Source organism: Notoacmeibacter sp. MSK16QG-6, assembly GCF_024158145.1.
GTDB lineage: Bacteria > Pseudomonadota > Alphaproteobacteria > Rhizobiales > Rhizobiaceae > Notoacmeibacter.
Genome location: NZ_JAMYXM010000005.1, coordinates 188050 through 214548 on the forward strand (window position 1 = coordinate 188050; position 26499 = coordinate 214548).

At 60.6% G+C, this 26499-nt stretch carries 32 protein-coding genes; 22 read left to right on the forward strand and 10 right to left on the reverse strand.

From position 1 onward, the window contains the following. Positions 1-90 precede the first annotated feature (90 nt). From NIM86_RS14590 to NIM86_RS14620, 7 genes are all read left to right on the forward strand, one after another. On the forward strand, positions 91-1203 hold the full coding sequence (locus NIM86_RS14590; RefSeq protein WP_253383216.1) for an S-(hydroxymethyl)glutathione dehydrogenase/class III alcohol dehydrogenase: 1113 nt from the start codon (positions 91-93) through the stop codon (positions 1201-1203). Positions 1204-1211: 8 nt separating this feature from the next. After that, positions 1212-2042 carry an S-formylglutathione hydrolase gene (gene fghA, locus NIM86_RS14595; protein ID WP_253383218.1) on the forward strand — a complete coding sequence of 277 codons (831 nt, stop codon included), beginning with the start codon at positions 1212-1214 and terminating at the stop codon, positions 2040-2042. A 19-nt stretch (positions 2043-2061) separates the two neighbouring features. Continuing rightward, complete coding sequence (locus tag NIM86_RS14600; RefSeq protein WP_253383220.1) at positions 2062-2457, forward strand: cytochrome c family protein; 396 nt, start codon at positions 2062-2064, stop codon at positions 2455-2457. Between the two features lie 238 nt (positions 2458-2695). Further along, entirely contained in the window at positions 2696-4453 is a 1758-nt protein-coding gene (gene xoxF5, locus NIM86_RS14605; protein WP_253383268.1) for a lanthanide-dependent methanol dehydrogenase XoxF5, read from the forward strand. An 80-nt stretch (positions 4454-4533) separates the two neighbouring features. Next, entirely contained in the window at positions 4534-5085 is a 552-nt protein-coding gene (locus NIM86_RS14610; RefSeq protein ID WP_253383221.1) for a c-type cytochrome, methanol metabolism-related, read from the forward strand. Then, the gene (locus NIM86_RS14615; protein WP_253383223.1) at positions 5045-5914 is read left to right on the forward strand and encodes a substrate-binding domain-containing protein; all 870 of its coding nucleotides are present in this window, start codon (positions 5045-5047) and stop codon (positions 5912-5914) included. The genes NIM86_RS14610 and NIM86_RS14615 overlap by 41 nt, the downstream gene beginning before the upstream one ends. Beyond that, entirely contained in the window at positions 5911-6450 is a 540-nt protein-coding gene (locus tag NIM86_RS14620) for a PQQ-dependent catabolism-associated CXXCW motif protein (protein WP_253383225.1), read from the forward strand. Before NIM86_RS14615 ends, NIM86_RS14620 begins: the two co-directional genes overlap by 4 nt. Here NIM86_RS14620 and NIM86_RS14625 read toward each other — a convergent pair whose 3' ends face one another. From NIM86_RS14625 to NIM86_RS14640, 4 genes are read right to left on the reverse strand one after another with little or no spacing between them, the layout of a single operon-like run. Next, positions 6451-7269: a quinoprotein dehydrogenase-associated SoxYZ-like carrier gene (locus NIM86_RS14625; RefSeq protein WP_253383227.1), complete on the reverse strand. Its 819-nt coding sequence runs from the start codon at positions 7267-7269 to the stop codon at positions 6451-6453. A 3-nt stretch (positions 7270-7272) separates the two neighbouring features. Beyond that, positions 7273-8247 (reverse strand): YncE family protein, encoded by a 975-nt coding sequence (locus tag NIM86_RS14630; protein WP_253383229.1) that lies wholly within the window; start codon positions 8245-8247, stop codon positions 7273-7275. Next, entirely contained in the window at positions 8219-8752 is a 534-nt protein-coding gene (locus tag NIM86_RS14635) for an SRPBCC family protein (RefSeq protein WP_253383231.1), read from the reverse strand. Before NIM86_RS14635 ends, NIM86_RS14630 begins: the two co-directional genes overlap by 29 nt. A 9-nt stretch (positions 8753-8761) precedes the next feature. Beyond that, entirely contained in the window at positions 8762-9271 is a 510-nt protein-coding gene (locus NIM86_RS14640; RefSeq protein ID WP_253383233.1) for a DUF3280 domain-containing protein, read from the reverse strand. A gap of 122 nt (positions 9272-9393) precedes the next feature. On the opposite strand from NIM86_RS14640, the gene NIM86_RS14645 reads away from it, so the two are divergent. The 10 genes from NIM86_RS14645 (at position 9394) to gfa (ending at position 16983) form a co-directional block, all read left to right on the forward strand. Further along, positions 9394-10590, forward strand: a complete 1197-nt coding sequence (locus NIM86_RS14645) for an ABC transporter substrate-binding protein (protein WP_253383234.1) — start codon at positions 9394-9396, stop codon at positions 10588-10590. Continuing rightward, positions 10587-11570 carry a YVTN family beta-propeller repeat protein gene (locus NIM86_RS14650; RefSeq protein ID WP_253383235.1) on the forward strand — a complete coding sequence of 328 codons (984 nt, stop codon included), beginning with the start codon at positions 10587-10589 and terminating at the stop codon, positions 11568-11570. Before NIM86_RS14645 ends, NIM86_RS14650 begins: the two co-directional genes overlap by 4 nt. A gap of 29 nt (positions 11571-11599) precedes the next feature. After that, on the forward strand, positions 11600-12040 hold the full coding sequence (locus NIM86_RS14655) for a hypothetical protein (RefSeq protein ID WP_253383236.1): 441 nt from the start codon (positions 11600-11602) through the stop codon (positions 12038-12040). Between the two features lie 26 nt (positions 12041-12066). Then, positions 12067-12324, forward strand: coding sequence for a hypothetical protein (locus NIM86_RS14660; protein ID WP_253383237.1), 258 nt, complete (start codon positions 12067-12069; stop codon positions 12322-12324). An 87-nt stretch (positions 12325-12411) separates the two neighbouring features. Further along, positions 12412-13392: an ABC transporter substrate-binding protein gene (locus tag NIM86_RS14665; RefSeq protein ID WP_253383238.1), complete on the forward strand. Its 981-nt coding sequence runs from the start codon at positions 12412-12414 to the stop codon at positions 13390-13392. Further along, positions 13385-14146: an ABC transporter permease gene (locus NIM86_RS14670; RefSeq protein WP_253383239.1), complete on the forward strand. Its 762-nt coding sequence runs from the start codon at positions 13385-13387 to the stop codon at positions 14144-14146. The genes NIM86_RS14665 and NIM86_RS14670 overlap by 8 nt, the downstream gene beginning before the upstream one ends. Further along, positions 14143-14757, forward strand: coding sequence for an ATP-binding cassette domain-containing protein (locus NIM86_RS14675; RefSeq protein WP_253383240.1), 615 nt, complete (start codon positions 14143-14145; stop codon positions 14755-14757). Before NIM86_RS14670 ends, NIM86_RS14675 begins: the two co-directional genes overlap by 4 nt. 13 nt (positions 14758-14770) lie before the next feature. Next, the gene (locus NIM86_RS14680) at positions 14771-15505 is read left to right on the forward strand and encodes an ABC transporter ATP-binding protein (RefSeq protein ID WP_253383242.1); all 735 of its coding nucleotides are present in this window, start codon (positions 14771-14773) and stop codon (positions 15503-15505) included. Further along, positions 15502-16296 (forward strand): ABC transporter permease, encoded by a 795-nt coding sequence (locus tag NIM86_RS14685; protein ID WP_253383244.1) that lies wholly within the window; start codon positions 15502-15504, stop codon positions 16294-16296. The genes NIM86_RS14680 and NIM86_RS14685 overlap by 4 nt, the downstream gene beginning before the upstream one ends. A gap of 117 nt (positions 16297-16413) precedes the next feature. Beyond that, complete coding sequence (gene gfa, locus NIM86_RS14690; protein ID WP_253383246.1) at positions 16414-16983, forward strand: S-(hydroxymethyl)glutathione synthase; 570 nt, start codon at positions 16414-16416, stop codon at positions 16981-16983. 80 nt (positions 16984-17063) lie between these two features. Here gfa and NIM86_RS14695 read toward each other — a convergent pair whose 3' ends face one another. Together NIM86_RS14695 and NIM86_RS14700 are read right to left on the reverse strand one after the other, a co-directional pair. After that, positions 17064-17780: a response regulator transcription factor gene (locus tag NIM86_RS14695; RefSeq protein ID WP_253383248.1), complete on the reverse strand. Its 717-nt coding sequence runs from the start codon at positions 17778-17780 to the stop codon at positions 17064-17066. Between the two features lie 13 nt (positions 17781-17793). Then, the gene (locus tag NIM86_RS14700) at positions 17794-19401 is read right to left on the reverse strand and encodes a HAMP domain-containing sensor histidine kinase (RefSeq protein ID WP_253383250.1); all 1608 of its coding nucleotides are present in this window, start codon (positions 19399-19401) and stop codon (positions 17794-17796) included. 495 nt (positions 19402-19896) lie between these two features. On the opposite strand from NIM86_RS14700, the gene pqqA reads away from it, so the two are divergent. From pqqA to pqqE, 5 genes are read left to right on the forward strand one after another with little or no spacing between them, the layout of a single operon-like run. Then, positions 19897-19992 carry a pyrroloquinoline quinone precursor peptide PqqA gene (pqqA, locus tag NIM86_RS14705; protein WP_114391389.1) on the forward strand — a complete coding sequence of 32 codons (96 nt, stop codon included), beginning with the start codon at positions 19897-19899 and terminating at the stop codon, positions 19990-19992. Between the two features lie 21 nt (positions 19993-20013). Then, complete coding sequence (gene pqqB, locus NIM86_RS14710; protein WP_253383252.1) at positions 20014-20922, forward strand: pyrroloquinoline quinone biosynthesis protein PqqB; 909 nt, start codon at positions 20014-20016, stop codon at positions 20920-20922. Beyond that, positions 20919-21704 (forward strand): pyrroloquinoline-quinone synthase PqqC, encoded by a 786-nt coding sequence (pqqC, locus tag NIM86_RS14715; protein WP_253383254.1) that lies wholly within the window; start codon positions 20919-20921, stop codon positions 21702-21704. The genes pqqB and pqqC overlap by 4 nt, the downstream gene beginning before the upstream one ends. After that, on the forward strand, positions 21701-22018 hold the full coding sequence (pqqD, locus tag NIM86_RS14720; protein ID WP_253383255.1) for a pyrroloquinoline quinone biosynthesis peptide chaperone PqqD: 318 nt from the start codon (positions 21701-21703) through the stop codon (positions 22016-22018). The genes pqqC and pqqD overlap by 4 nt, the downstream gene beginning before the upstream one ends. After that, positions 22015-23142: a pyrroloquinoline quinone biosynthesis protein PqqE gene (gene pqqE, locus NIM86_RS14725; protein WP_253383256.1), complete on the forward strand. Its 1128-nt coding sequence runs from the start codon at positions 22015-22017 to the stop codon at positions 23140-23142. Before pqqD ends, pqqE begins: the two co-directional genes overlap by 4 nt. A 79-nt stretch (positions 23143-23221) precedes the next feature. On the opposite strand, the gene NIM86_RS14730 is transcribed toward pqqE, so the two are convergent. From NIM86_RS14730 to NIM86_RS14745, 4 genes are all read right to left on the reverse strand, one after another. Continuing rightward, positions 23222-23980 carry a DUF1295 domain-containing protein gene (locus NIM86_RS14730; RefSeq protein ID WP_253383257.1) on the reverse strand — a complete coding sequence of 253 codons (759 nt, stop codon included), beginning with the start codon at positions 23978-23980 and terminating at the stop codon, positions 23222-23224. Between the two features lie 53 nt (positions 23981-24033). After that, positions 24034-25173, reverse strand: coding sequence for an acyl-CoA dehydrogenase family protein (locus NIM86_RS14735; protein WP_253383258.1), 1140 nt, complete (start codon positions 25171-25173; stop codon positions 24034-24036). Positions 25174-25182: 9 nt separating this feature from the next. Beyond that, positions 25183-26253 (reverse strand): hypothetical protein, encoded by a 1071-nt coding sequence (locus NIM86_RS14740; protein ID WP_253383259.1) that lies wholly within the window; start codon positions 26251-26253, stop codon positions 25183-25185. Beyond that, positions 26250-26499: 4'-phosphopantetheinyl transferase superfamily protein (locus NIM86_RS14745; RefSeq protein WP_253383260.1), on the reverse strand; the 250-nt coding region annotated here is incomplete at its 5' end. The genes NIM86_RS14740 and NIM86_RS14745, both read right to left, overlap by 4 nt.

Here is a 26499-nt window from a genome sequence, read left to right on the forward strand (position 1 = left end):
ACACACTAAGGTCGCAATTGTCCGATTTTGGGGCCCTCATATAATCGCTCCCGCCTGCTGAAATGCAGGGGAATTCGGGAGGAAATCATTATGCGCACACGCGCTGCTCTGGCTGTCGAAGCCGGAAAACCGCTTGTCATCACAGAGGTCAATCTCGAAGGCCCGAAGGCCGGCGAGGTTCTCGTGGAGATCAAGGCGACAGGCCTGTGCCATACCGATGAATTCACCCGGTCCGGCGCCGATCCGGAAGGGATATTCCCAGCCATTCTTGGCCATGAAGGCGCGGGCGTGGTGGTCGAGGTCGGCCCCGGCGTCACCTCGGTGAAGCCGGGCGATCACGTCATACCGCTATATACGCCCGAATGCCGCCAGTGCGAATATTGCCTCAATCCCAAGACCAATCTGTGTCAGGCGATCCGCTCCACGCAGGGGCAGGGATTGATGCCGGATGGCACGTCGCGTTTCACGACGCTCGATGGCGATCCGATCTACCATTACATGGGATGTTCGACCTTCTCGAATTTCACCGTGATGCCGGAAATCGCGCTGGCGAAAATCCGCGATGACGCGCCGTTCGATATCGTCTGCTACATCGGCTGCGGCGTGACCACCGGTATCGGCGCGGTCATCAATACGGCCAAAGTCGAGATTGGCAGCAAGGCCATCGTGTTCGGTCTCGGCGGCATCGGTCTCAATGTGATCCAGGGCCTTCGGCTTGCCGGCGCCGACCAGATCGTCGGTGTCGACCTCAACGCTGACAAGGCGGAAATGGCCAAGCGCTTCGGCATGACGGATTTCGTCAACCCATCCGAGGTCGATGGGGATCTTGTCGCCCATCTCGTCGACCTGACCAAAGGCGGCGCCGACTATACCTTCGATGCGACGGGCAATACCGGCGTCATGCGTACCGCGCTGGAAGCGGCTCACAAAGGATGGGGCGAAAGCATCATCATTGGCGTGGCGGCCGCCGGCGCTGAGATATCCACACGCCCGTTTCAACTCGTCACAGGCCGTAGCTGGCGCGGCACAGCCTTTGGCGGAGCGCGGGGCCGGACGGACGTGCCCAAGATCGTCGATTGGTACATGGAGGGCAAGATCGAGATCGACCCCATGATCACGCACAAGCTGACGCTCGATGAAATCAATGAGGGTTTCGATCTGATGCATGAGGGCAAATCGATCCGCGCCGTGGTCGTCTATTGAGCAAGGCCATGGAACTCGTTTCGCAGAGCAACTGTTTTGGCGGAGTGCAGTCGGTCTACCGGCACAGGTCGGAGGCATGCGACGGCGAGATGACCTTTGGTGTGTTCCTGCCGCCGCAGGCGAAGGAACGGCCCGTTCCGATGCTCTGGTATCTGTCCGGTCTGACATGCACGCATGAAAACGCCATGACCAAGTCGGGAATGCAGAGCCATGCCGCCGAGCATGGTCTTGCTCTGGTCTTCCCGGACACGTCGCCCCGCGGCGAAGGCGTGGCGGACGACGATGCTTACGATCTCGGCCAGGGCGCCGGTTTTTACGTCAACGCCACCCGTGAACCATGGCGCAGGCATTTCAGGATGTATGACTACATCATCGGCGAACTGCCCGATCTCCTGAAAAACGAACTGCCGGTCAGCGGCGTCTGGGGCATAACCGGGCACTCTATGGGCGGGCACGGCGCGCTGACGATTGCATTTCGCAATCCTCAGCTCTTTCGTTCGGTCTCAGCCTTCGCGCCGATCGTCAATCCGACGCGCTCGGACTGGGGACGCAAGCAGTTCTCGGCCTATCTCGGCGATGACGAGGCGGACTGGGCCAATCACGATGCCTGCCTTCTGCTCGCCGAGCACGGCTGGGACGGAGATATTCTGATCGACCAGGGATCGGCCGATCAGTTTCTCGATCTGCTCCGTCCGGAAGCCATGGCCTCTCTGATCGTCGAACGCCGCCAGCCTGGCATTCTGCGCATGCAGGCCGGTTACGACCACAGCTATTTTTTCGTCGCCAGTTTTGGCGCGGACCACGTGCGCTGGCACGCGGAACGTTTGAAGGCCGCATAGAGGAGGAAAGGTCATTTTAATGAAATCAGCCACAATTGCGTTTGCAATCGCTCTGGGCGTGTTGGCCGGCGGAAATCCGGCTGCATACGCGGAAGAAGGCGGCGATGCGGCCGCCGGGGAGAAGGTCTTTCGCAAATGCAAAGCCTGCCACGCCGTCGGCGACGGCGCAGCGAACAAGGTCGGGCCGCAACTCAACGGGGTGGTCGGCAGGACCGCCGGCTCGGCCGCCGACTATTCCTACTCGCCGGCGATGACGAGCGCGGGCGCGGAGGGACTGGTGTGGAGCCCGGACGAGATGGACGAATTTCTGACCAAACCCAAGGACTTCATTTCCGGCACGAAAATGGCGTTTGCCGGACTTCGTAAGGAAAAGGAACGGGCCGATGTGATCGCGTACCTGGCCACGTTCGAATAGCGAAAAGGAGGACCGAATAGACGACATGACCCGAAACCGCAGTGCCAATTGCGGACACGAACGGTCGAAGCAGTGGAGACAGCGCAGAACCGATCGCGGGGAAGAGGAGACTTTGGATTTCCCGTGGCGCAGAGGGGGCAGCCCTTGATCGGAAACACCCTGACGGGAGGAAACGATGAAACGACTTCATTCAATCAAAGGGATTCTTATCCTTTCGACCGCGCTTTCCCTGGGCGGCATGTCGGCCGCAAGCGCAAATTCGGAATTGCAGGGCATGATGGACGACGCCAATCAGTGGGTCATCCAGACCGGCGATTATACCAACCAGCGCTATTCCGAGCTTAGCGATATCAACAAGGACAATGTAGGAGACCTTCAGGTCGCCTGGACCTTCTCCACCGGCGTGCTACGCGGTCATGAAGGCTCGCCGCTCGTTATCGGCGACGTCATGTATGTGCATACTCCGTTTCCGAATGTCGTTTACGCGCTCGACCTGAACAATGATGGCAAGGTCATCTGGAAATACGAGCCCAAGCAGGATGCCGACGTCATCCCGGTCATGTGCTGCGACACCGTCAACCGCGGCGTTGCTTATGGCGACGGAAAGATCTTCCTGCATCAGGCGGATACGACCCTGGTGGCGCTCGACGCCAAGACCGGCGAAGTCGCCTGGTCGGTAAAGAATGGCGATCCTGCAATCGGCGAAACCAACACCGCCACGGTGATGCCGGTAAAGGATAAGGTGATTGTCGGCATTTCCGGCGGCGAGTTCGGCGTCCGCGGCTCTGTTACGGCCTACAACATGTCGGACGGATCGCTTGCATGGCGCGGCTACTCCATGGGTCCCGACAGCGATACGCTGATGGATCCGGAGAAGACCACTCATCTCGGCAAGCCCGTTGGCAAGGACAGCGGCACGGCGACCTGGGAAGGCGATCAGTGGAAGATCGGCGGCGGCACGACGTGGGGCTGGTACTCCTACGATCCCGACCTGAATCTGGTCTATTACGGCACCGGTAACCCGTCGACCTGGAACCCGTCGCAGCGGCCCGGCGACAACCGCTGGTCCATGACCATCTTCGCGCGTGACGTCGACACCGGCATGGCCAAATGGGTCTATCAGATGACCCCGCATGACGAGTGGGACTTCGACGGCATCAACGAGATGATCCTGACCGATCAGGAAATCGACGGACAGATGCGCAAGCTTCTGACCCATTTCGACCGCAACGGTCTGGCCTACACGATGGATCGCGAATCCGGCGAGCTTCTGGTTGCCGAGAAATACGATCCGGCGGTCAACTGGACCACCGGCGTGGATATGGACCCGAACTCAGAAACCTATGGCCGCCCGGCCGTGGTGGCGGAGTATTCGACCGAGCAGAACGGCGAGGACACCAACTCGACCGGCATCTGCCCTGCCGCGCTCGGCACCAAGGACCAGCAGCCGGCGGCTTATTCGCCGAAAACGGAAACGTTCTATGTGCCGACCAACCATGTTTGCATGGATTACGAGCCGTTCCGTGTCGCCTATAAGGCAGGCCAACCCTATGTCGGCGCGACCCTGTCGATGTATCCGGCGCCCGATAGCCACGGCGGTATGGGCAACTTCGTCGCCTGGGACAATGTGAAGGGCGAGATCAAGTGGACCGTTCCGGAGCAGTTCTCGGTGTGGTCGGGCGCGCTGGCCACGGCCGGTGACATCGTCTTCTACGGCACGCTCGAAGGCTACCTGAAGGCGATCGACGCCAATACCGGTGATGAGCTTTACAAGTTCAAAACCCCATCGGGCATTATCGGTAATGTCATGACCTACACCCATGGCGGAAAGCAGTATGTGGCGATCCTGTCGGGCGTCGGCGGATGGGCCGGTATCGGTCTGGCGGCCGGTTTGACCAACCCGAATGACGGCCTTGGCGCCGTGGGTGGCTATGCCGCTCTGAGCGACTACACCTCGCTTGGCGGTTCGCTGACCGTATTCGCCCTGCCGAACTGATCTGGAGACATCTCCGGCAAAAAAAGGCGGACCGGCGCGGACTTTCCGCGCCGGTCCGATCTCCGGCACAAGGATCAAAAATGACCAAGAAACACACACCGATTTCCCGGACGATTGCCGCGGCAGGCGCGCTGGCCTTGTTGCTTGAAGGCGGAACGCTCGCCCTTGCGCAAAGTGATGCCGACGCCCCGGACAATATCACCGCCGCCTATGACGAAGACGGACGCTATTACACGGACGACGACATACCGACCTACAACATCCAAGAGGATGGCACGGTCGACTGGATGACCTATTCCGGTTTCCGCCGCTACCACTCCGAATGCCATGTCTGCCATGGTCCTGAAGGGGAGGGGTCCAGCTACGCGCCCGCGCTGAAGAATTCCGCCGTCGACATGGACTATTACGACTTCGTCGATGTCGTGACCAATGGACGGCAGAAGGTGAATGCGGCCGAACATTCCGTCATGCCGGCCTTCGGCACGAACCCGAATGTGATGTGCTATCTGGACGACATCTACACCTATCTGAAAGCTCGGGGCACGGATGCGTTGCCGCGTGGCCGTCCGAAAAAGAAGGAGGCGAAGTCCGATGCCATTCGTGAAGCTGAAAACGCCTGCCTCGGCGGCTAGATTCCGGCGGACAGCGGCGTTGGCCTTTGCCGCCTTGGTCATATCTGCGGCGCCGGCGGCGTCGCAGACATCGGACCTGACATCGAAGACCGCCTTCCGGGTCTGCGCCGACCCGGCCAGCATGCCACTTTCCAACGACAAGGGAGAAGGGTTCGAAAACAAGATCGCGGAACTGTTCGCCGAACAGTTAAGCCTTCCGCTTGAGTATACCTGGTTTCCGATGGCGACCGGCTTTATCCGGCGGACGCTGCAGGCCAATAAATGCGACGTTGTCATCGGCTATGGCCAGGGCGACGAGATGGTGCAGAACACCAATCATTATTACACCTCCGCCTATGTGCTGATCGTTGCCGCCGATGGATCGTTGGCCGAGGTCAGTACGTTGAGCGATCCTGCGCTGAAGGACGCAAGGATCGGCATAATCGCCGGCAGTCCTCCGGCCACGCAAATGGTCCGCAACCGGCTCATGGCCAAGGCCAGACCGTATGATCTGATGGTCGACCGACGCTATCAGAACCCGGCCGATGATATGCTGAAGGATTTGCAGTCGGGTGAAATCGATGCGGCGATTTTATGGGGGCCTATCGGTGGGCCGATGGTCAAGGAAGGCTATCCGGATTTCAAGGTCACGCCGCTGCTGTCGGAAGCCACTTTGCCGCGCATGTTTTACCGGATCACCATGGGTGTGAGGCGCGGCGAAAAGGTGTGGGAGCGAAAGCTCAATTCGCTCATTCGCCGAAATCAGGACGCCATCGACAAAATACTTTTCGACGCCGGCGTGCCGCTTCTCGATCAAATGGGTACGGTGCTGCTGGACAAGCCAAAATGATCGGGCGGTGGCTGGCGGCCGTGCTTATGTTGGCCACCCCACCAGCGATGGCCGGGAACGAGCCGTCAGACTACCGAGAAGACGAATACCGTGCGCCGGTGCCGGAAACGCTCAACGGCGCAACGGTCGTCTCCACGCAAACAGCCTTCGAATTATGGCAGGATGGCCAGGTCGCCTTTATCGATGTGATGCCTCGGCCGCCCAAGCCCGCCAATTTGCCGGAAGGGACGATCTGGCGCGAGAAACCGCGCCTATCGATTCCGGATGCGATCTGGCTTCCGAATGTCGGATATGGCCGTCTGGCGGACGTCATGCACGCCTATTTTCGCGCGGGACTGAAGAAAGCGACGGCAGGCAATAGGGACCACCCGGTCCTCTTCTTCTGCCTCGACGATTGCTGGATGTCCTGGAACGCGGCGAAGCGCGCGCTCGAATATGGCTATGAGCAGGTTTACTGGTATCCCAAGGGAACCGATGGCTGGACGTTCGACGATCACCCGACCGAACAATTGCAGCCCGAGCCGGGCGATCGTTGATCAGTACTCGGCCAGACTGCGGCTGGCTTGAGTGATAGTGCCGTCCGTGTCGGTCATCGTGACATCGACGCGGGCCGTGGCGGCTGGGATGGACAGTGTGATTTGCGGATTTTCGCTGAGCGATATCGATCCGGTGACACCGATATAGCTGCGGCCGTCCAGATCTATCCGAACGGTCTCGACGTAACGCATCGGAATGAAGAGCATCGAGATCTGGTCCATCTGCATGCCGGAATGGCTGGGGTGTCTGATATCGACCTTCATTTGCAATTGGCGGTTGGCGAGGTCGGCCAGCCACTGGCCGGACGACACTCCGTTATTGCGCCCGACAATTCCGATGGTCATGTCGCCAAGCGTGGCGAGCGCCAATTCGGGGTCGGTGCCGGGCGGCGCGGAGCATGCCCCCTGACCGGAGGTTTTGACGAACTGTTCGGTGACGAGGGTCTCTCCGGCGACCGTTTCCGCGATAACATGGATATTCGAGGGGCCGTTCAGTCGCATCGTTGTCTCGAACCGGAAATTATCCTGCGGCTCACTAAGCTCGAACACCGCCGAGACGGGCATCGGATTTTCGTCGATGACAAGAATGACTTTGGTGAGGGCATCGCCTTGCGGCGCTTGCAGTCTGGCCCCAACCACCGTGCGGGCATCTTCGGCCGAGCGGTAGGGCGCGTCGAGCACGATCAAATCGGCGGCAGGCTGAAGAATGCGGTCGCCATAGAGGCTCGTGCGAATATCGTCCCAGCTCGTTGTTTCAGCAGAAGATGCCAGGGCTGCCATTCCTGCAGAAAGGGCAATAAGAGCCATTATGATACGCATCGTTCACGAGCCTCCCTGCCGTGAAGAAATGAAGCGGCCGAAGGCGCGTGGACCGTCGCCGGTTTCGATTTCGCCGATCACCTCAAGCGCTGCTGCATCGATCACCGTGAGGCTATTGGAGAACCAGTTCGCAACCATGACACGGCGGCCATCCGACGAGACGTCGATCCCTTCCGGATATTCGCCGACATCGATAAGCGCGACGGGTTGAAGGGTCTTAAGATCAAAGACGGTGACACTGTCGGCATACTGATTGGTGACGAAGCCGCGTCCGGCGGCGAAAGCGACCCCATAGGGCCGTTCCCCGGTGGCGACTTCTCCACGACTATCGCCGTTCGCGGGATCGAAAAGCGTAATCGAGTTCGATCCGACATTCGCGGAGACGGCCGATCCGTCTGGCGCAAAGCCGACACCGAAGGGACGTTCGCCTACAGGTACGCGCAGATGAAGATGCAGTGTTTCCGCGGAGAAGATGGAGATCTGGTCGGCATCGCGATCGGCGGCCGCCAGCCAAATCCCGTCCGGCGAGAGCGCCAGTCCGGCTGGCGCGCTACCGGTGGCGAGCGTCGTCTCGACCTTGAGGCCCTCTACGGAAATCACCCAAATGCGTGCATTGTACCAGTCGGATACGAAGACGCGTTCGCGCGCGGCATCGACGGCGACACCGATCGGCCCGCCATCCAATTCAAGCTCGGCCTGCAGATCGCCGCTATCGAGAGCAAAGCGGCGCAGGGTCTTGGTCTCCGGACTGACGACAAAGACCGCGTTGAGGGGTTCGGCCACCGCCACGCCGGCAGGTTTGCCGGGCACAGGGAGCCGCGCGATCTCGGTCATCGCCGTCAGGTCGATCACACTTAAATCGCTGCTCGACTGATTGGTGACGTAGGCGAAATCGCCTGCGGATGCAGCCGAACCTGCCAGCAGCGCCAAGAGCGCCAGAAGCGGTCCCTTACTGACCAAATCTCTCGGCCAGCGCATCGAGACCGGCCTGATATACGGCGCTCACCGCAGCGAGAGCTGCTTCATCGTTCAGATTCTCGGGCGGGTCGTTATTGGGATAGCCGCGATAGAAAGCGCCGCGCCACTCGATGTGGGAGCCACCCCCCTCATTGGGCTTGACGGTCAGGTGCGACGAGTAATTCGTCACCGGGAGCACTTCCACATCCACATCGGTGATGCGGTAGGAATAAGTCATCTTGTCCGGATCGTATTTGTAGAGGACTTCCGAGATAACCGGACCGCCTTCCTCGTTGAGGGTCAGCTTTCGGGTGGCGTCGATGGTGTTGCCGCCTTCGCCGGTCGTCGAAAAGACGGCAGGATGCCAACTCATGTCCTGAAAATCGCCGATCACCGCCCAGACATCCGAGGGCGAAGCGGAAACATCGACCGAGAGCGTGACCTTCTGCCGCGTCGGTCCATGCGCATATCCTATTGCGGGGAATGTGAGCGAGATTGCCAGCAGGAAAAAGCGGAACAGGCGCATGATGCTCCTCTACGATGGGAAAAATTGATTTTTCAGGATGTAGTTCATGCCGCGCAGCCAGGTGGCGTCGGTGTTGGAGCGGATATCGACGGCAAGCCAGCGCACCGTTTCGGCGGTGTGCACATCACGCATTGTCAGGCTCATCGACAAAATGAGATTGGATATTTTTCTCACCTCGCCGACCACTACATAATCGGCGTCGAGTTTAGCCGCTATGCGTTGCTCGCAACCGTAGCAATTGGCCGGATTGGCGATCCGGTCGAGATCGGTGGCGACGGGATCGTTCGACAGCAGGACGAAACCTTCCTCGGCGAAGCGCTCGCGTACCGATTGTGCCAGTAGCGCCGTTCGAGCCGTTTCGTCTTCGCGTGCGCCATTATAGGCGCCCTCCGTTGAAAGATCGACGAAGGTGATGCCGAGAAACGCGACCTTTGCGCCCGGCATCAAAGGGGCAGCCGGCGCGGCGTAGGCAGTGGCCGCCCAGAGGGACAGCAAAAGAACCAGAACGATCTGTCGCATCGTGCAAACATAGCCCAAGCAAAGGGCGGCACAATTAATCCGTAAGTATCGGTTCCGGACCATAAACTGTACTGTCATGGTGTAGATTAAAGACGCTGGGAGATTGGGAGGTCACCCTGGCAATGAAGTTGACGCGGTCTTTGCTCGTCGCGATCCTGGTCACTTTTTTCGGCGCGCCGGCGGCGCTGGCGCTGGACGTCGGAACGGCTATCCTTCGGATTGAGCGCACATTGCCGCTGCCCATATCGCGACTGGATCTGCCGCCCGCCGATCTGGGCTTCGCCGGGGGCAGGCTTGGCATCGAGGACAACCAGACGACAGGCCGGTTTATCGGTGTCGATTTCACAATGGAAACGCGATCGGTTCCCCCGGAAGAAGCGGCGGCGGCGCTGGATGAACTCAGGGCCAATCAGAACCGGTTGATTATCGTCATGGCCGATGACGAGACGCTTGCCGCGCTCGCCGATCATGCTGGCGAGGACGTTCTGCTGTTCAACGCCACGGCGCGCGACGAGGCGTTGCGCAACGATGAGTGCCGGGCAAACGTGCTTCATGTGGTGCCGAGCCGGGCCATGCTTGCCGATGCGGTGATGCAGTTCCTGGTCTGGAAGAAATGGGCGCGGATGTTCCTGATCTTCGGATCGCATCCCGAGGATCATCTGCTGGCCGACGCCTATCGGTCTTCGGCGGAAAAATTCGGCATCAATGTCGTCGAGGAGCGGGAGTTCGTCGATACAGGCGGCGCACGCCGGACCGACAGCGGCCATGTGCAGGTGCAGCGCCAGATTCCCGTATTCACTCAGCGGGCGAAGGAGCACGACATCGTCCTCGCCGCCGACGAAGCCGACGTCTTTGCCGCATACCTACCGTACCATGTGTGGGATGCCAGACCCGTCGCAGGATCGGCCGGTCTGCGTGCCGTCACATGGCATTCGGCGCATGAGGCGTGGGGCGCGACCCAGTTCCAGCGCCGTTTCGAAAGGCTGGCCGGGCGTCCAATGCGCGAGGAGGATTACCAGGTTTGGTTGGCGACGCGCGTGATCGGCGAAGCCGTTACACGCACTGGCAAGAGCGATCCATCTGCCATCCGCGCCTACGCTTTATCGGAAAAATTCGAACTGGCGGCGTTCAAAGGACAGAAGCTGACCTTTCGTGACTGGAACGGTCAGCTTCGGCAGCCAATCCTTCTGACCAACCGCCACACAACGGTTTCGGTCTCTCCACAGGATGGTTTTCTGCATCAGAATTCACCGCTCGACACATTGGGGGCCGATCGTCCGGAATCGACCTGCCGCGCTTTTGAAGGAGCCACCCGATGATCCCACTCAGAACTCTTGTTCCAATGATCGTGACGGTGGTGCTCCTGTCTGCAACGCCGGCATTGGCCAACAAGGTTTTCGTGACCAATGAGCGCGGCAACACGGTTACGGTTCTGGACAGCGAAACATGGGAAAGGATCGACGAATTTCCGGCCGGTAACAGACCGCGCGGCATCACGATCAGCCCGGACGGCAAGGAGCTTTATGTATGCGCCTCCGACGACGACGCGGTGCGTGTTTTCGATCCGGAGACTTATGAGGAATTGCATACATTACCGTCCGGTCCCGATCCGGAACTGTTCGTCCTGCATCCATCGGGCAACCCACTCTACATCGCCAACGAGGACGACAATCTCGTCACCGTGGTCGATGTAAAGACGCGCCAGGTGCTGGCGGAAGTCCCGGTGGGCGTCGAGCCGGAAGGCATGGCCATTCATCCGGATGGCGGCTACTTCATCAACACGTCCGAGACGACCAATATGGCGCATTTCATTGACGCCGAAAGCTATGAAATCACTCACAACATCCTGGTCGACCAGCGGCCGCGCTACGCCGAGTTCACGACGGACGGCAAGAAACTTTACGTCAGCGCCGAAATCGGCGGCACGGTCTCGGTGATCGACACGTCCGGGGAAGAGCCGGAGATCATTCGGAAGATCGGTTTCGAGGTGCCGAACGTGCTTCCGGAATGGCTGCAGCCGGTCGGTGTGAAGGCGTCGAAAGACGGCTCGCGTATCTTTGTAGCGCTCGGTCCGGCAAACCGTGTGGCGGTGATCGACGGCGCGACCGATGAGGTTATGGACTATTTGCTAGTTGGCCAGCGCGTCTGGCAGATGGCATTTACGCCGGGAGAGGAGTTTTTGATCACGACCAACGGCAATTCCAACGATGTGAGCATCATCGATGTGAAGGCCGAAAAGGTCGTCCGCTCTGTGCAGGTTGGCGAACAGCCATGGGGAGTCGTGGTCGCGCCGAACTGAGGAGATCTGGATTTCAATGGGAGGAACGAATGCGGAAACGACTGATAGCAATCGCAGCATCGGTGCTTTTGGCCGGCCCCGCGAGTGCTGCGCCGCTCTGCGATGAGCTCGGCTTTGCGGGCCTGCTGGCGAAATGCAATCGCGGCGAGGTGATCGAAATAACCTTGGCCTCGGGTAAGCCGCTCGGCGAGGACGTCGCGCTGCAGTCCGGCGCATACTACGTGATGAAGATCACGGCGGACGGTTCGGCGGAACTGGCGCTGTCCGGCCCGGAATTTTTCCGTGCGATCTGGATGAACGAGATCGTCATCAACAAGATCGAGGTGCGCCCAATGGCCATCGACAGCCTTGAATTCGACGATGCGGGCGAGGCGACGCTGTCCTTTATCGCGATCAAGCCAGGCCGGTACGAAGTCGCTATCCCGAACACCACTGGCGACAGCCAGAAAATAGCGATCTCGATCCAGTAAACCGTTATCCATCCAGGGAGAGACCGATGAAGATTCTGATACTGAAAGCTGCTGTCCTCGCGCTGTTACTGGGCTCAGGCCCGGTCGTCGCCGCTGAAGAAATCACGCCCGAAAAGGAAGCGGAGATCATGGCGCTTCTGGCGTCGATGCAATGCGAGATGGACCCCGCCGATATCGAAATCGAGGACGATGGTTACGAACTTGATGACGTGTTTTGCTCCGACGGCCAGTACGACATTGAGCTCGATGCCGAATTGAACATCGTGGAAAAGCGCGCGGAATAGAAAGCGCTGTTACCGCGATCGCGCGGGGTAAATCGCAAGGCTCCGGACCCTTGAGGGTCCGGTAAGCCGCACAGGGAGGAACACGAAATGAATGTTCTGAAACGACTCGCGGCTGCGATGGCGGCCGGCATTTTGACGATAGGCGCGGGGGCGGCACAGGCCGAGGATTTGCCGAAGCTTCGCGCCGCCATGCTGGCAACCGGCACGGTCAATTGGGAAATCACCACGATAAAGGAAAACGGTCTCGATACGGCCAATGGCTTCGAACTGGTCGTGCAGGACTATGCCGATAATGGCGCGACCCGGATCGCGCTTGCAGGCGGTGAAGCCGATGTGGTGGTTGCCGACTGGATATGGGCTGCCAGCCAGCGCGCCGATGGCAAGGACTATGTGTTCATTCCCTATTCGCGGGCTGTCGGCGGTTTGGTGGTGAAGGACGATAGCGGCATCGAGACCCTGCAGGATCTCGCTGGCAAAAAGATCGGCATTGCCGGCGGTCCGGTGGACAAGAGCTGGCTGATCCTGCGCGCCTATGCGGAAAAGAAATACGGAATGGATCTGAAAGGCGAGACCGAACAGGTGTTCGGTGCGCCGCCGCTGATTTTCAAGTCCGCTCTGCAGGGTGAAACGGCGGGCGCGATCAATTTCTGGCATTTCCTGGCCAAGATGAAAGCGAAAGGCATGCACGAACTCGTTTCGACGCTGGACGCCGCCGCCGAACTCGGTCTCGATCCCGATACGCCGCTCCTCGGATACGTCTTGAAGGAGGACTATGTGGACGCGCACCCGGACGTGGCGAAGGGATTGTTTGCGGCATCGCGCGCGGCAAAGGAGCTTCTAGAAACCGACGATGCGGCCTGGGAGGCGCTGCGTCCAAAAATGAATGCGGGCGACGACGCTGAGTTTACCGCGCTTCGAGATGGTTTTCGTGAAGGCATTCCGAGCGGCAATCCTGTCGATGAAGCGGCTGCCGACCGGTTCCTTAAAATCATGGCCGACCTCGGTGGAGAGAAACTTGTAGGCAAGGCGACCACATTGCCGGAAGGACTATTCCTTACCTTTGAATGACATGCTGCAGAAACCGGCGACGGCGCGAATACTGTCGCTGGTGGCTCTCCTGGTTTGCTGGATCGTTGCTGCGGCGCTGACGGCCGATCCCTCGGTGCTGCCAGCGCCGTGGGCGCTCATCGATCCGTTCAGGCAGGCCGTTGCCTCGGGTGAATTGCCTTATCATCTCGGTATGACGATCTGGCGCGTTATCTGGGCCTTCCTGCTGGCGATGTTCGTGGGCGTATCGCTCGGCTTTGTCATGGGCCGTTTCCCTGCCGTCGACCGCTGGCTCGACCCCTGGCTGGTGGTCTTTCTCAATCTGCCGGCGCTGGTCCTGATCGTGCTCTGCTATTTATGGATCGGCCTGAACGAGACGGCAGCGATTACGGCTGTCGTCCTCAACAAAATTCCCAATGTCACGACCGTGGTGCGCGAAGGCGCGCGCGCGCTCGATCCGGACCTGTCCGCCATGGCGCGTGTGTTTCGCATGAAGCCATGGGCGCGCGCGCGCCATATCGTTCTGCCGCAACTTGCACCGTTTATCGCAGCCGCGGCGCGGTCGGGGATCGCGGTTATCTGGAAAATCGTGCTCGTGGTCGAATTTCTCGGCCGGTCCAATGGGGTCGGCTTCCAGATCCACCTCTATTTCCAGCAGTTCGATGTCACGATGGTGCTCGTTTACTCGTTGTCCTTCATCATGGTGATGCTCGGTGTCGAATGGCTGCTGCTTCAGCCGGTCGAGCGCCGGGTGTGGCAGTGGAGGACGGCGTGATCCGGGTTGATGTGCGGCGCAAGGCATTCGGCGCGACTGAGATTCTGTCCAATATCGATTTTACGATGGAGGCCGGCGAAACGCTCGCGATACTCGGCCCGTCCGGGATCGGCAAGTCGACACTGCTGAGGCTGATCACGGGCACCGATACGGCCTTTGCCGGCGCGATCGATCGACCGAAAAACATGGCGATGGTTTTTCAGGAGCCGGTGCTGATGCCATGGCGGAGCGCGCTTCAAAATATCATGCTGGTGCATCCGGAGATTTCGTCCGAGACGGCGCGGGCGGTTCTACAACGGGTCGGCATCGCGGAAAAAGCGGGCCTGTTCCCGCGTCAATTGTCACTCGGTCAGCAACGACGCCTGGCGCTGGCGCGCGCCTTCGCCGGGCGGCCGGAACTGCTGGTGATGGACGAGCCCTTCGTTTCGCTCGATGCTGCGACAGCCGAGGAAATGCTGACGCTGACGGAGGAATTGATCGCAGAGACACGACCTGCGACGATTCTTGTCACGCATTCGCAAGCAGAGGCGGATCGGCTGGCGAGCCGGGTTTTGCGATTGGCGGGCAAACCGGCGACAATCGCGGGGGAAGGCGGGCAGGCTGGGCAATGATAAGAGTGGCCGGATGAGCGGACTGGACGTCTCCCATATTCACTACCGCTACAGCCGGAAGGGCCGTCCGGCGCTGGACGATGTCGGCTTTTCGGTCGAGCCGGGACGGTTCTGTGCACTGCTCGGTCCGAATGGCGCCGGCAAATCGACCCTTTTCGCGCTGCTGACGCGCCTGATCGTGGCTCCACAGGGGAGCATTCAGGTTGCCGGTTTCGATCTTGCCAGCGCGCCGCGCGCCGCGCTGGCGCGGATCGGCGTCGTATTTCAGCAGCCGACTCTCGATCTCGATATGACGGTGCGGCGCAATCTCACCTATTTCGCTGGCCTGCACGGGCTCTCGGGAGGCAGCGCGGCCACAGCCATCGACGAGGTTCTCGACCGGCTCGCCATGCGCGAACGTGCTGGCGAACAGGTGCGCGCATTGAATGGCGGGCATCGGCGTCGCATGGAAATCGCGCGCGCACTGATTCATCGTCCTGAAGTTCTGCTGCTGGACGAGCCGACGGTCGGCCTCGACGCAGCGTCGCGCCAATCCATCACCACGCATGTCCATAGCCTGGCCGAAACCGGTTTGGCGGTATTGTGGGCCACGCACCTCGTCGACGAGATTCGGCCCGACGATCAGGTCGTTGTGCTGCATCGCGGCCGTGTTCTGACGCAAGGCGATGCTGACGACGTCGCCGGCGAACTCACGCTGGCCGAGCGGTTCATGGAGATGACTGCCGAGCAGGACGAGGCTGCGGCATGATGGGCTGGATGACCGCGCTTTGGGCGATTATCGTTCGAGAAGCACTGCGCTTCGCCTCTCAGCGTGGCCGGTTTCTGGCCGCGCTGGTGCGGCCGCTGGTCTGGCTGGTCGTCTTCGCTGCCGGCTTTCGCGCCGCACTCGGACTGTCGATCACGCCGCCCTACCAGACCTACATCACTTACGAAGTCTATATCGTGCCGGGCCTGTGCGGCATGATCCAGCTCTTCAACGGGATGCAGTCTTCGCTTTCGCTGGTGTACGATCAGGAGATGGGGTCGATGCGGCTTCTGCTGACGTCGCCATTTCCGCGCTGGTGGCTGCTTTTCTCGAAGCTTCTGGCAGGTGTCGCCGTCTCGATCCTGCAGATCGCGGTGTTTCTGGCCATCACTGCGGCTCTGGGCACCACGATGCCATTGGTAGGATATATTGCTATTTTGCCGGCGCTTATCGTGACTGGGCTGATGCTCGGCGCTCTCGGCCTGCTGATCTCGTCGACCATTCGTCAGCTCGAAAATTTCGCCGGCGTGATGAACTTCGTCATCTTCCCGATGTTCTTCCTTTCATCGGCGCTCTATCCGCTTTGGAAGATGCAGGAGAGCTCGGCCTTGCTACGCGACATCTGTGCGATCAATCCATTTACCCACGCCGTCGAACTGATCCGCTTCGCTCTCTATGGACAGTTCAATGGCATGGCGCTTTTCTGGGTCTGCGTCACATTCGTGATATGCATGCTCGGTGCGCTCTGGGGATACGATCCGGCGCGCACGATGCTGCGTCGCAAAGTGCGCTGAGCAGCTCCGAGAGCCGCGCAAACCGCGACTTTCCGCTGTATTGCTTGAACGCCGGTTTCTTCCAATGCTGACCGGGCAAGGGTGACGCTGACACGTCACCGATAAGCGGAGGAACCCATGATTCACATTCATCCAGCCATAGACGGCGGCTTTGCCCCTGCCCAGTCCGGCTTTTCCGGCGGCACCCTGAAGTGCCATTGCGCCAGCAATCCTGTCACCGTCGAAGTCGGCGCGCAAACCGCGCACAACCATGCCTGTGGCTGCACCAAATGCTGGAAGCCGGATGGCGCGACATTCGCTCAAATCGCGGTTGTCGACCGCAACAAGGTGCGGGTCGTATCGGGAGAAGAGAAGCTGCATGTCGTGGATTCCAGCGCCACGATCCAACGTCATGCGTGCAGGGAGTGCGGCGTTCACATGTATGGCCGTATCGAAAATAGCGGCCATCCGTTTTACGGGCTGGATTTCGTTCACACCGAACTGAGCGACGAGGATGGCTGGTCGCCGCCAGAATTCGCCGCGTTCGTGTCGTCCGTCATCGAGAGCGGAGTCGATCCCGATAAAATGCCGGAGATCCGGTCACGGCTGAGCGAACTTGGCCTACCGCCCTACGACGCCCTTTCTCCGGCTTTGATGGATGCGATCGCCACGCATGTCGCAAAGCAGAGCGGCGCGCTTCCAAACTGACCTTTGCCTCCCAGGCATGGTTGGCGGGCGGTTCTTTTTGCGGACTGCCCGCCGCATTGTTCGAGATGCAGGGTCGAGTTCTACGTCACCGGCTTCTCACCATCGGCATTGACCGGGCACAGCACGAATCCCTTTCCGCGCACCGTGCGCATGGCCTCACGGACATCTGGACCGAGAAGCGCCATTTTACGGCGAAGATACCCGATATAAACATCGACGACATTGATCGCCGCGCCGCCCTGATCGTGCCAAAGGGCTTCGAAAATCTTCTCGCGGCTGACGGTCCTTTCAGCGTTACGCATCATGAACACCAGAAGATCCGCTTCGCGTTCGGTCAGCTCGGTCGACTTCTCCCCATAGGATAGCTGATTCGTCTGCTGATCGAAGGCGAGATCGCCGCACGCGATCAAGCCGTTGGATCGATCGGGATGTTCGGCCAGCCTGCGTCGTCCCTGAGCCTGAATGCGCGCCAGAATTTCAGCGAAGGCAAACGGTTTGACCACATAATCGTCCGCGCCGGCTTCCAGTCCCTCGACCTTGTCTTCCAGACTGTCGCGCGCGGACAGCATGATGATCGTAGCATCATGGCTTTGCTTGCGCAGAATACGGCAGACATCCAGTCCGGATTGTTCTGGCAGCATGACATCGAGCACAATGGCGTCGTAATTGGCGTTGCGCACCATCTCCAGGGCAAGGCGGCCATTCGGAGCAAGGTCGCATCCCATATCGGCGGCGTGAAAGTTTCGCCGCAAGAGCGATGCGATATCGGCGTCGTCTTCCACGACCAGAACTCTCATGACGTCCCATTCCTCATTGTCCGGTCCGCTCGATGAGGGGCAAAACGATTTCGACCGTCAAGCCGTTGCCGTCCCGATTGTTCGACAGAGCGATACGGCCGCCATGTTCTTCGACGACCCAACGCGCCAGCGCCAGACCGACGCCGAAACCTTCCTCGCGCCGTTCGTCTGCGCCGCCTCGGTGAAACCGTTTGAAAACATGCGGCATATCGGTCTCGGAGATGCCGCTACCTTCGTCGCGGACCGTCAGTCGCGCCTCGCCCTCCGCTGCCCGGATTCCGATTGTGATCGCAGAACGGGAGGGAGCATGCTTCAAAGCGTTTTCGATCAGGCCAGCGACCACCTGCCGCAGCCATTCCCGGTCTCCTTTCACCATCGCTGCTTCACCGACGGTATCGATCACTAGCGTCACGCCCTTCCGCGTGACGGCGGCAGTCTCCTCATCCCCGATCGTCCGCACCAGCGCGACAAGATCGATCGGCTCGGTGTGTAGATCCAGGCGTCCGCTTTCCGAGCGTGCGACCCGCAGCATGTCGTCGACGCGGCGGCGAAGGCCTTGGACACGATCGAGGATTGTCCCGAACGACATTTTCATCGTATCTTTGTCGGGGGCCGCGCGTTCGTTGAGATTGAACTCCGCTTCACCTTGTATCACCGTCAGCGGCGTACGGAGTTCGTGACTGATATCGGCAAAGAACCGTCGCCGGCTGGCGTCGATTTCCGCCAATCGCGTATTGGCGTCGCGCAACGACGCCGTTCGCTGTCGAATGGTCTCCTGCATCTGTTGCCGGGCGAGGATCACATCCCCTTCACGGGCGTCCAGCCGGGCCGCCATGTCGTTGAAGCCCGCCATCAGACCGGTCAGTTCGTCGTCGCCTGAAAGATCGAGCCGGGTTTCGAACCGTCCCGCTGCAATCTCACGCGCTCCCGCTAGCGTTCTGTCGATGCGGGAAAGAAGCGGCCGCCCGATAGTCAGGTAAAGCAGTAACGCAACGGCGAGCGCGACGATGGCGAGAACCCATGCGAAGATAACAAGCTGTTTGCGCAAATCTGCCAGCGCCAGATGCATGGCATCCGATTGTTGCCGTTCGGTTTCGACAGCGCTCGCCAGCATGGGCGCGAATGTGACACCAAAAGCATTGAGCCGTTGTGCAATAAGACCGGAACGAGGCGATGTGGCCACATCTCCGGCAATAAATCGGTGCAGGACTTCGAACTGCGCCCGCATGCGCGCCAGTTGAAGCCCCTTGGTCGCAGCGGCCGATTTGCCGTCGCCTCGCGCGGCTTCGACCTCTTCCCCATTCATCCGGCGAAGGCGATCGAAGACTTGGATTGTCACCTCATGGGCCTGTTCCAGCCGATCGACATTGTCGTTCTTTTCAGTGACCAGCGATGCGATGCCACTGTAATCGCTGACCCGACCTGCCAGCAGAAGGAATTGTTCGATCCTGGTCTGGGCGGCCTGGGACCGGTCCACGAGATCACGGGACCGATCGAGGCTCCAGACGATAATGACCGCGGCGCCCACCGTCATCGCTGCCGTGGCGGCGAGGAGGATAACGATTTTGAGGCGCAGAGATCGCCATGATCTGAAGGCGGCCGATGGAGTGCCCGTGGTCATTGCCGTCCACAAACGGCCGACGGCCGGCGCGAAGTCTGACACGTGCGCCGGGATCGAACCGTCGGCTGGCTGCGGAGAAAGTCGAGGCGCTCGGCAATGATGGTGGTCACGATTTTCTCTCCTCCAAACCGTCCCGCGCCAAAACCGATAGATCACAGATTGGCGCATGCCTGCAGGAAAAAGCAAACCACGACACGCTGCCAGGTGCGGCCTTCAAGAGGAATAAATGCTTCATTGCTGCGGTCACTCTGTACCAAAGTAGTAATTCTCGTGCAATTTTGGTTCTTATAAATTTCTTATTTTTATATAGACTGATTTTTATGCCGTTTATAGGGCGGTTGGGAGGTTTAGACTTGTAAGAGCCGATGCTTTTGCTAGTCTGGTTGCATCGAGACCAATCTCCGGTCGCGATGCGGTTGCCGCCGCGCACCGGCCTGATTTGGTGCAAAGCCGTCTGAATAGCGGCAGGTATCAAGGCACATGAAGGAGGAACATATGGCCTGGAAGACCCCGAAGATCGTTGAAATCAGCTGTGCAATGGAAGTGACCCGTTACGCTCCGGCGGACGGCGACGACCCCATCCAGTTCTAATGATGCTGAGTGCGTGAAGCGATGACCAAATCTCTTCACGCGCTCATTCTAGGCGCCGCTGCTGGCGGTGGCTTGCCGCAATGGAATTGCGGTTGCGACAATTGCCGGGCTGCACGCGATCCCGTCAGCGCAGTCAGCCCGCAGACCCAATCGTCCCTGGCAGTCTCCGCCGATGGCGAACGATGGGCGATACTTAATGCCTCACCGGATATTCGCACGCAGATGGCTGCCAACCCGCAGCTTCATCCGCGTGCGGCCCGTGACAATCGCGCGCCAGTGGTGATGTGCACCAATGGTGACATCGATCACATTGCCGGCTTGCTGACCTTGCGTGAAAAGCAGTCTTTCACGCTGCACGCCACCCGTGAAATTCTCGATGTCATCGAGGCGAACAGCCTCTTCGATGCGCTCGACCGCGAGTTCGTCACCGTGCGGCAGATCGATTCCGGCGATACGGTTGAACTGCTGCCGGGGCTCCAAGCCGACATCTTCTCCGTTCCGGGCAAAGTACCTCTCTATCTGGAAGGCGAGGACGTCGATATCGGAGAGGAGGGCGGCAATACCATCGGAGTGACGATCCGCGCCCATGGCAAAGTTCTTCATTACGTTCCCGGTTGCGCCCATGTCACCGAAGCCCTGGCGTCACGCCTTCAGGGCGCTGACGCCGTGCTCTTCGACGGCACGGTCTATACCGACGATGAAATGATCGCGGCCGGTGTCGGCAGCAAGACCGGTCAGCGTATGGGTCATATCGCCATGAGCGGCGAGAACGGCGCGATTGCGGCCTTTCGGTCGATCGAGTGCGGTCGCAAGATCTTCGTTCATATCAACAACACCAATCCGGTTTGGCGGGCGGATTCCGATGAACGCGCAGCGGTCGAGGCGGCCGGTTGGCGGATCGGTGAGGACAGCATGGAGATCCGCCTATGACCAAGACATCCGATAGCGTGGACAGGCCGCTCGGGCGCGAAGCGTTCGAAGCCCGGCTCAGAGCAATCGGCGATGAGCGCTACCACGACAAGCATCCCTTTCACGCCATGCTTCATAACGGCGGGTGCACGCCGATGCAGGTTCGTGCCTGGGTCATCAACCGATACTATTATCAAAGCCGTATTCCGATGAAGGACGCTGCCTTCATGTCGCGATGTGCCGACCCCGATCTGCGGCGCATGTGGCGGTCTCGCATCGAGGACCATGACGGCGGCGTCGAGGAGGGCGGCGGTATCCGGCGATGGTTGAAGCTGGCTGAGGCGGTCGGACTCGATCCGCACTATGTCGCCAGCGAACGCGGTATTCTGCCGGCGACGACCTTCGCCGTCGATGCCTATGTGCGGTTTGTCCGTGACATGCCTCTGCTCGATGCCGTGGCCTCTTCTCTGACCGAGCTTTTCGCTCCGAAAATTCATTCCGAGCGGATCGAGGGATTGTTGAAGCATTACGACTTCGCAAACGACGCTTCGCTCTCCTATTTCCGCAAACGTTTGACCGAAGCGCCGAAGGATGTCGCATTCGGTCTGCGCTATGTGCTCGACACGGCGACGACAGCCGAACGGCAGGCCGCCGCTGCTGCCGCGCTCACCTTCAAGACGAACGTCTTGTGGGCGCAACTCGACGCTCTTCACTCCGCTTATGTCGAGCCGGGCCGTATCCCGCCCGGCGCCTGGAACGGAACGGAGGGGCTGTTGGATGTCCAGGCCCGCGACGTTGCATGAACGACCGACCGGACATAGGCGTCGAGCCGTTGGCCCAGACGATAACCGGCCACACCGTCCCGGCGCTGCCGCGCGGAGTACGGGTGCATGACGACAAGGTGCGTGCGCGCACGGTTCTGCTTGCGCCGGAGAGAACATTGGCGCTCGATGAGACCAGTATTGCCATTTTGAATGTGACGGACGGTGCGCGCAGCGTCCGGCAGATCAGCGAGGCGCTGGCTGAGGCATATGCGGCTCCGGTCGATGTGATCGAGGCGGATGTCATCGGCTTTTTCGAGGCTCTTCGCGACAAACGCATGGTGGAACTGACATGACCGAGGCGCTCGAAGCCGAAAGAGTGAAGCCTTCGTCGGCTGCTACCCCCGCGCCGCCGATCGCGCTTCTCGCCGAACTGACCCATCGCTGCCCGTTGGCCTGTCCCTATTGCTCCAACCCGGTTGCGCTGAAGCCCTCGAGCGAGGAGCTGACGACCGAGCAGTGGGTGCGGGTGCTGCGCGAGGCGGCGGCCCTGGGCGTCCTTCATGTGCATTTTTCCGGCGGTGAGCCTCTGGCGCGCAGCGATCTTGCGGAGCTGACGGCGGCGGCGCGCAATGCCGGCCTCTACACCAATCTCATCACCTCGGGCATCGGTTTGACGCAAAAGAGGCTCAAGGCGTTGGCAGAGGCAGGCATGGATCACGTTCAGCTATCGCTACAGGGAACCGATGCAGCGATGGCCGATCTCGTTGCCGGATACAAGGGCGGCTATGAGCGAAAGCTTGCGGTTGCGGACTGGGTGCGCGCGGAGGGGCTGCCGCTGACCGTCAACGCCGTATGCCATCGCCACAATATGGACCGGCTGGAGGAGATGATCGATCTTTCGGTCAGGCTCGGTGCGCGCCGTCTCGAAGTCGCGACGGTACAGTTTCATGGCTGGGCCGAACGCAACCGGACGCAGCTCATGCCGACGCCGGAACAGGCGCAGACGGCGACCCGGATCGTCGGCGAGGCGCGTGAACGGCTGCGCGGCATACTCGTGATCGACTATGTGCCCGCCGATTATCATGCGCGCTATCCCAAACCCTGCATGGAGGGCTGGGGCCGGGTCGGCCTCAATATCGACCCGACCGGCAAGGTTCTGCCATGCCACGCGGCGGAAACGATCGGCTGGCTCGAATTCGACAATGTCCGGAGCCGCCTGCTGGACGAAATCTGGTACGATGGCGCGGCTTTCAACGCGTTCCGCGGCACCGATTGGATGCAGGAGCCCTGCCAGTCCTGCGAGCGGCGCGACATCGATTTCGGCGGTTGCCGTTGCCAAGCCATGGCGCTGGCCGGCGATGCGGCGGCAACCGATCCGGTCTGCGTCAAATCACCGCTTCACGGCGAATTGCAGACCCTGGCGGCTTCAGCCGCGCATGAACCCGACACCGAGTTCGTTTATCGCGGAAGAGCGTGATTGCCTTCCGCTATTGTCGCCCGTCGACACCTCTTCGGTTTATCTGACTAACCGCTTGCGGGCGCGATCCAAATAGGTGTCAGCCGGCCTTCGCAGTTGGGCGGCCGAGCGGCAGAAAGATCGGCGTTTCGCGCACATAGGCGTCCCACGCGCCATTGTGGCGCGCCTTCGACTGCTTCTCGTTTTTCGGAATCGCATCGGCGAAATACTGCGCCAGATTGACCAATGGCGATATCAGGCCCCAGGGCCAAACCGAAACGATCGCGAACGAGCAGTAGATCAGAAAATCGCCGAAATAGTTGGGATGGCGCGACATCCCCCAAAAGCCGCGCCGTAGCAATTTGCCTCGGTTCGCCTCTTCCTGCTTGAAGCGCCATTTCTGCAGATCGGCGCCCATATGGAAGACGGTTCCGAGCCCATAGCAGAGGAGCGCCGCGCCATCGAACCAGCCAAACCCCTCGGTTCTGTCCATCGCGGCGAAGAAGGGCAGGGGATAGAGCCAGCAGAAGACGGGGACCAACACGAAGGGCAGACCGATCAGCGCACCGCGCGGGCTTTGATCCTTCAGTTTCGCCGCGCCGGTGGCGTTGAACCAGACCAGCAGCGTGTAGAGCATTCGTGCGACATAGATGGCGACGAGCAGGCAGATACCGATCCGCCGCCACTCCGCTCCCGCTCCGTACCAAGCGAGGATCAGCGTGGCGGGTAAAAGCGAAAAGAAACCGAAGGCGAACGGCCATTTCGTATTGCCCGTCCGCATGGCGGCGATAACGCCCAGCACGATGAAGAGGACGGTATTGGCGATGAGAAGCCAGATGGGCTCCGATAGGGCAGGCATGGTGTCATCTCCTGAAATTGATTTGGGCCGGCTTCAGCCTCCAGCCTCGGGCGTCAGCGTAGTTTCATGCCCTGGGCGACGATTTCGCGCTGGATTTCCGAACTGCCGGAGAAGATCCGCGAAGGCATCGCGTCGTTGAGAAAGCGGTTGACGGGGTGGCTGGCGGTCATCGCTTCGCCGCCGAAGATCTGCATGGCGTCCTTGCCGATCTGCACCGCCGATTCCGAAATCCAGATCTTGCCGAGGGCGACGGTTTGTTCGCAGGGTTTTCCCTGATCGTGGAGCCAGACCGCCTTGTAGAGCAGCAGCCGCGCGGTCTCCACCCGCAGCCGCATGTCGACGAGGCGGTCGGAGATCGCCTGATTGGCGCCGATGGCGCGGCCGAATTGCGAGCGGTTGCGCGCGTGATCCAGACACAGGGCGTAAATGCGGTCCATCGCACCGAGATAGATGGAGAACAGGCAACTGCGCTCCCACACCATGCTGTCGTGAAAAAGGGACGCTCCGGCACCTTCCGGCCCGACGCGCATATCCCCACCGATGCGACAGTCATCAAAGTGCACGCTACCCCATGGGCTTGAGGAGAGGCCGGATTTGGTCTCCTCCGGCGTGATCGTCACGCCGGGGGTGTCGGTCGGGATGACGAAACAGCTGATGCCGAAAAAGGAGGACGCTGGATCGGTCCGGGCATAGGCGACGAGAACGTCCGCGACCGGCGCATTGGTGATGAACCGCTTCGTGCCATTGAGGATGTAGCCGTCTCCATCGCGTTCGGCCCGCGTCGCCATGGCGAAGACATCCGATCCCGAGCCTTCCTCGGAGATCGCGTTGGCCGCGATCAACCGGCCCGTTGCGAGCGGTTCGAGCCAGCGCGCCTTCTGGTCAGCCGATCCTCCGCGCCAGAGCGGCACGACGCAGGCGAAGAGGTGCGCGCAGAGCGAAAACAGTAGGCCGAGATCGGGGATATGCCGTGCCACCGTCTCAAAGCTCTGCACAGTGTCGAGGGCGCTGAGGTCGGAGCCGCCGAATTCGTTTGGCAGCGGCAGTCCGGCAAGACCCATCGCTGCCAGCCTGTCCCAGAGCGCGCGGTCGAAATCAGGCGCCCGCTGATGCGTCGTTCGGGCGAAATCCTGTGCGAAGCGCTCCAGATGGGCGTTGCGCTGCATCTGATCGGGTTGAAGGGCGAAATCCATGGTCTCTCTCTAGCTGGCCGCCGATGCGGCGGGCGGACGGTAGGTGACGAGCGCATCGGTCGGGATGCGAGGCGATGGCGGAGCTGGCTGAATCGCTTCGCCGACCCGCGCGATGAAGACGGGTTGGCCGGACAGTCCGAGCGCTTCTCGCAACGCTTGCCGGGCGTCTGGATGCTGCAGCAGGACGCTGAGCGGATGCAGGCACAATCCCTGCCGCTCGGCGGCGAGCCATATCTCGGCCAGTCTGTTTCCGGTTTCGACCAGATCGGAAAATCCGGGCCGCGCTTCCTCAGCAACGAGCACGACGAGCGCCGGTGCGCTGAATGCGAGCTTCGACAGGTTGCGGGCCATGGCGCGGGGAAGGCCGAACGGGCGCAAGAGCTGCATCGTGACAGGGTGCAGCACGATTTTCATCAGTGAGCGGCGCATGGGAGAGAGCGGGCCAAGGATCGACTCGATGGAAAAGCCGCGCCCTTCGCGCAGGGCCGACGCCGGTACGAATTTGATATGAGCGTATGTTTCCGACCAGGCGGCGAAATGGGAAAAATCATGTTCGCCATACCGTTCGAGCAACCGGGCGACGCTCTGACGCAGGACGGCATCCTCGAGCAATTGGACCGAGGCCGCCGTGCCAATGCCCAAACCGGTCCATTGACGGGACTGCAAAGCCTTGCGATCCGACGCGGTCAGCAGACGCGGGGAGAAAACGCCGCGGCTTGTGCGGCGCGCCCTGATCTCGTCTGTTCGCTCCCGGGCCTTGTCCGGCTTTCGCGATGTAGCCGGACCAACCCCGATCGTCAGCGCGGTGGGGGGATCGGCGCTGAGGCGATACGGCACGCTCGCAGCCCCCAGCTCTCGACAGAAAATTCCGGCGAAGAGGCCGAGACTGATCGCCATTTCGTCATCCAGCGCCTCGAGCGCGCGCAGTCGCGCCGTCTCGTCGAGACGGATATGGACATGCCGCATTTCCCTGCTGTCCAGCGGCTCGATTTCGACCTGCCAGGGCTGGGAATTGTGAGAGGAGGGCGCCCAACGCGCGGTCGCAGCAGCGTTCTTGATGGCGGCTATCGGATCGCTCATGCCGCCCTCGCTTCGGGCAATCGACGAGCGGAGGCGACCGCGATGGCATGGCCGCGCCAGAAGGCGGCGAAGACGCCGGGAACCGGCAGGCCGCGATCGCGCATTTCCATCGCGCCACTGCCGTTCCATCCCCGCCATTCGATCTGGCGGATTTCGGTCAGGTTTCGCGCCCGCCGCGCTTTCAGCACCGCCTCCTTGGCGCTCCAGAGCAGCGTCAGTCGGGGATCGTCGGCAGGGCAGGGACCA

Bases quoted from the DNA above. Each gene is read 5' to 3' on its own strand.
- pqqE (WP_253383256.1), top strand. From the start codon at position 22,015: ATGACCGAGGCGCTCGAAGCCGAAAGAGTGAAGCCTTCGTCGGCTGCT.
- NIM86_RS14640 (WP_253383233.1), bottom strand. From the start codon at position 9,271: ATGCGACAGATCGTTCTGGTTCTTTTGCTGTCCCTCTGGGCGGCCACT.
- NIM86_RS14620 (WP_253383225.1), top strand. From the start codon at position 5,911: ATGATCGGGCGGTGGCTGGCGGCCGTGCTTATGTTGGCCACCCCACCA.
- NIM86_RS14635 (WP_253383231.1), bottom strand. From the start codon at position 8,752: ATGCGCCTGTTCCGCTTTTTCCTGCTGGCAATCTCGCTCACATTCCCC.
- NIM86_RS14600 (WP_253383220.1), top strand. From the start codon at position 2,062: ATGAAATCAGCCACAATTGCGTTTGCAATCGCTCTGGGCGTGTTGGCC.
- fghA (WP_253383218.1), top strand. From the start codon at position 1,212: ATGGAACTCGTTTCGCAGAGCAACTGTTTTGGCGGAGTGCAGTCGGTC.
- NIM86_RS14650 (WP_253383235.1), top strand. From the start codon at position 10,587: ATGATCCCACTCAGAACTCTTGTTCCAATGATCGTGACGGTGGTGCTC.
- NIM86_RS14655 (WP_253383236.1), top strand. From the start codon at position 11,600: ATGCGGAAACGACTGATAGCAATCGCAGCATCGGTGCTTTTGGCCGGC.
- gfa (WP_253383246.1), top strand. From the start codon at position 16,414: ATGATTCACATTCATCCAGCCATAGACGGCGGCTTTGCCCCTGCCCAG.
- NIM86_RS14740 (WP_253383259.1), bottom strand. From the start codon at position 26,253: ATGAGCGATCCGATAGCCGCCATCAAGAACGCTGCTGCGACCGCGCGT.
- NIM86_RS14700 (WP_253383250.1), bottom strand. From the start codon at position 19,401: ATGACCACGGGCACTCCATCGGCCGCCTTCAGATCATGGCGATCTCTG.
- NIM86_RS14695 (WP_253383248.1), bottom strand. From the start codon at position 17,780: ATGAGAGTTCTGGTCGTGGAAGACGACGCCGATATCGCATCGCTCTTG.
- pqqB (WP_253383252.1), top strand. From the start codon at position 20,014: ATGACCAAATCTCTTCACGCGCTCATTCTAGGCGCCGCTGCTGGCGGT.
- NIM86_RS14590 (WP_253383216.1), top strand. From the start codon at position 91: ATGCGCACACGCGCTGCTCTGGCTGTCGAAGCCGGAAAACCGCTTGTC.
- NIM86_RS14645 (WP_253383234.1), top strand. From the start codon at position 9,394: ATGAAGTTGACGCGGTCTTTGCTCGTCGCGATCCTGGTCACTTTTTTC.
- NIM86_RS14735 (WP_253383258.1), bottom strand. From the start codon at position 25,173: ATGGATTTCGCCCTTCAACCCGATCAGATGCAGCGCAACGCCCATCTG.
- NIM86_RS14630 (WP_253383229.1), bottom strand. From the start codon at position 8,247: ATGCGCTGGCCGAGAGATTTGGTCAGTAAGGGACCGCTTCTGGCGCTC.
- NIM86_RS14625 (WP_253383227.1), bottom strand. From the start codon at position 7,269: ATGCGTATCATAATGGCTCTTATTGCCCTTTCTGCAGGAATGGCAGCC.
- NIM86_RS14730 (WP_253383257.1), bottom strand. From the start codon at position 23,980: ATGCCTGCCCTATCGGAGCCCATCTGGCTTCTCATCGCCAATACCGTC.
- NIM86_RS14615 (WP_253383223.1), top strand. From the start codon at position 5,045: ATGCCATTCGTGAAGCTGAAAACGCCTGCCTCGGCGGCTAGATTCCGG.
- pqqC (WP_253383254.1), top strand. From the start codon at position 20,919: ATGACCAAGACATCCGATAGCGTGGACAGGCCGCTCGGGCGCGAAGCG.
- pqqD (WP_253383255.1), top strand. From the start codon at position 21,701: ATGAACGACCGACCGGACATAGGCGTCGAGCCGTTGGCCCAGACGATA.
- pqqA (WP_114391389.1), top strand. From the start codon at position 19,897: ATGGCCTGGAAGACCCCGAAGATCGTTGAAATCAGCTGTGCAATGGAA.
- NIM86_RS14660 (WP_253383237.1), top strand. From the start codon at position 12,067: ATGAAGATTCTGATACTGAAAGCTGCTGTCCTCGCGCTGTTACTGGGC.
- NIM86_RS14680 (WP_253383242.1), top strand. From the start codon at position 14,771: ATGAGCGGACTGGACGTCTCCCATATTCACTACCGCTACAGCCGGAAG.
- NIM86_RS14610 (WP_253383221.1), top strand. From the start codon at position 4,534: ATGACCAAGAAACACACACCGATTTCCCGGACGATTGCCGCGGCAGGC.
- xoxF5 (WP_253383268.1), top strand. From the start codon at position 2,696: ATGTCGGCCGCAAGCGCAAATTCGGAATTGCAGGGCATGATGGACGAC.
- NIM86_RS14665 (WP_253383238.1), top strand. From the start codon at position 12,412: ATGAATGTTCTGAAACGACTCGCGGCTGCGATGGCGGCCGGCATTTTG.
- NIM86_RS14685 (WP_253383244.1), top strand. From the start codon at position 15,502: ATGATGGGCTGGATGACCGCGCTTTGGGCGATTATCGTTCGAGAAGCA.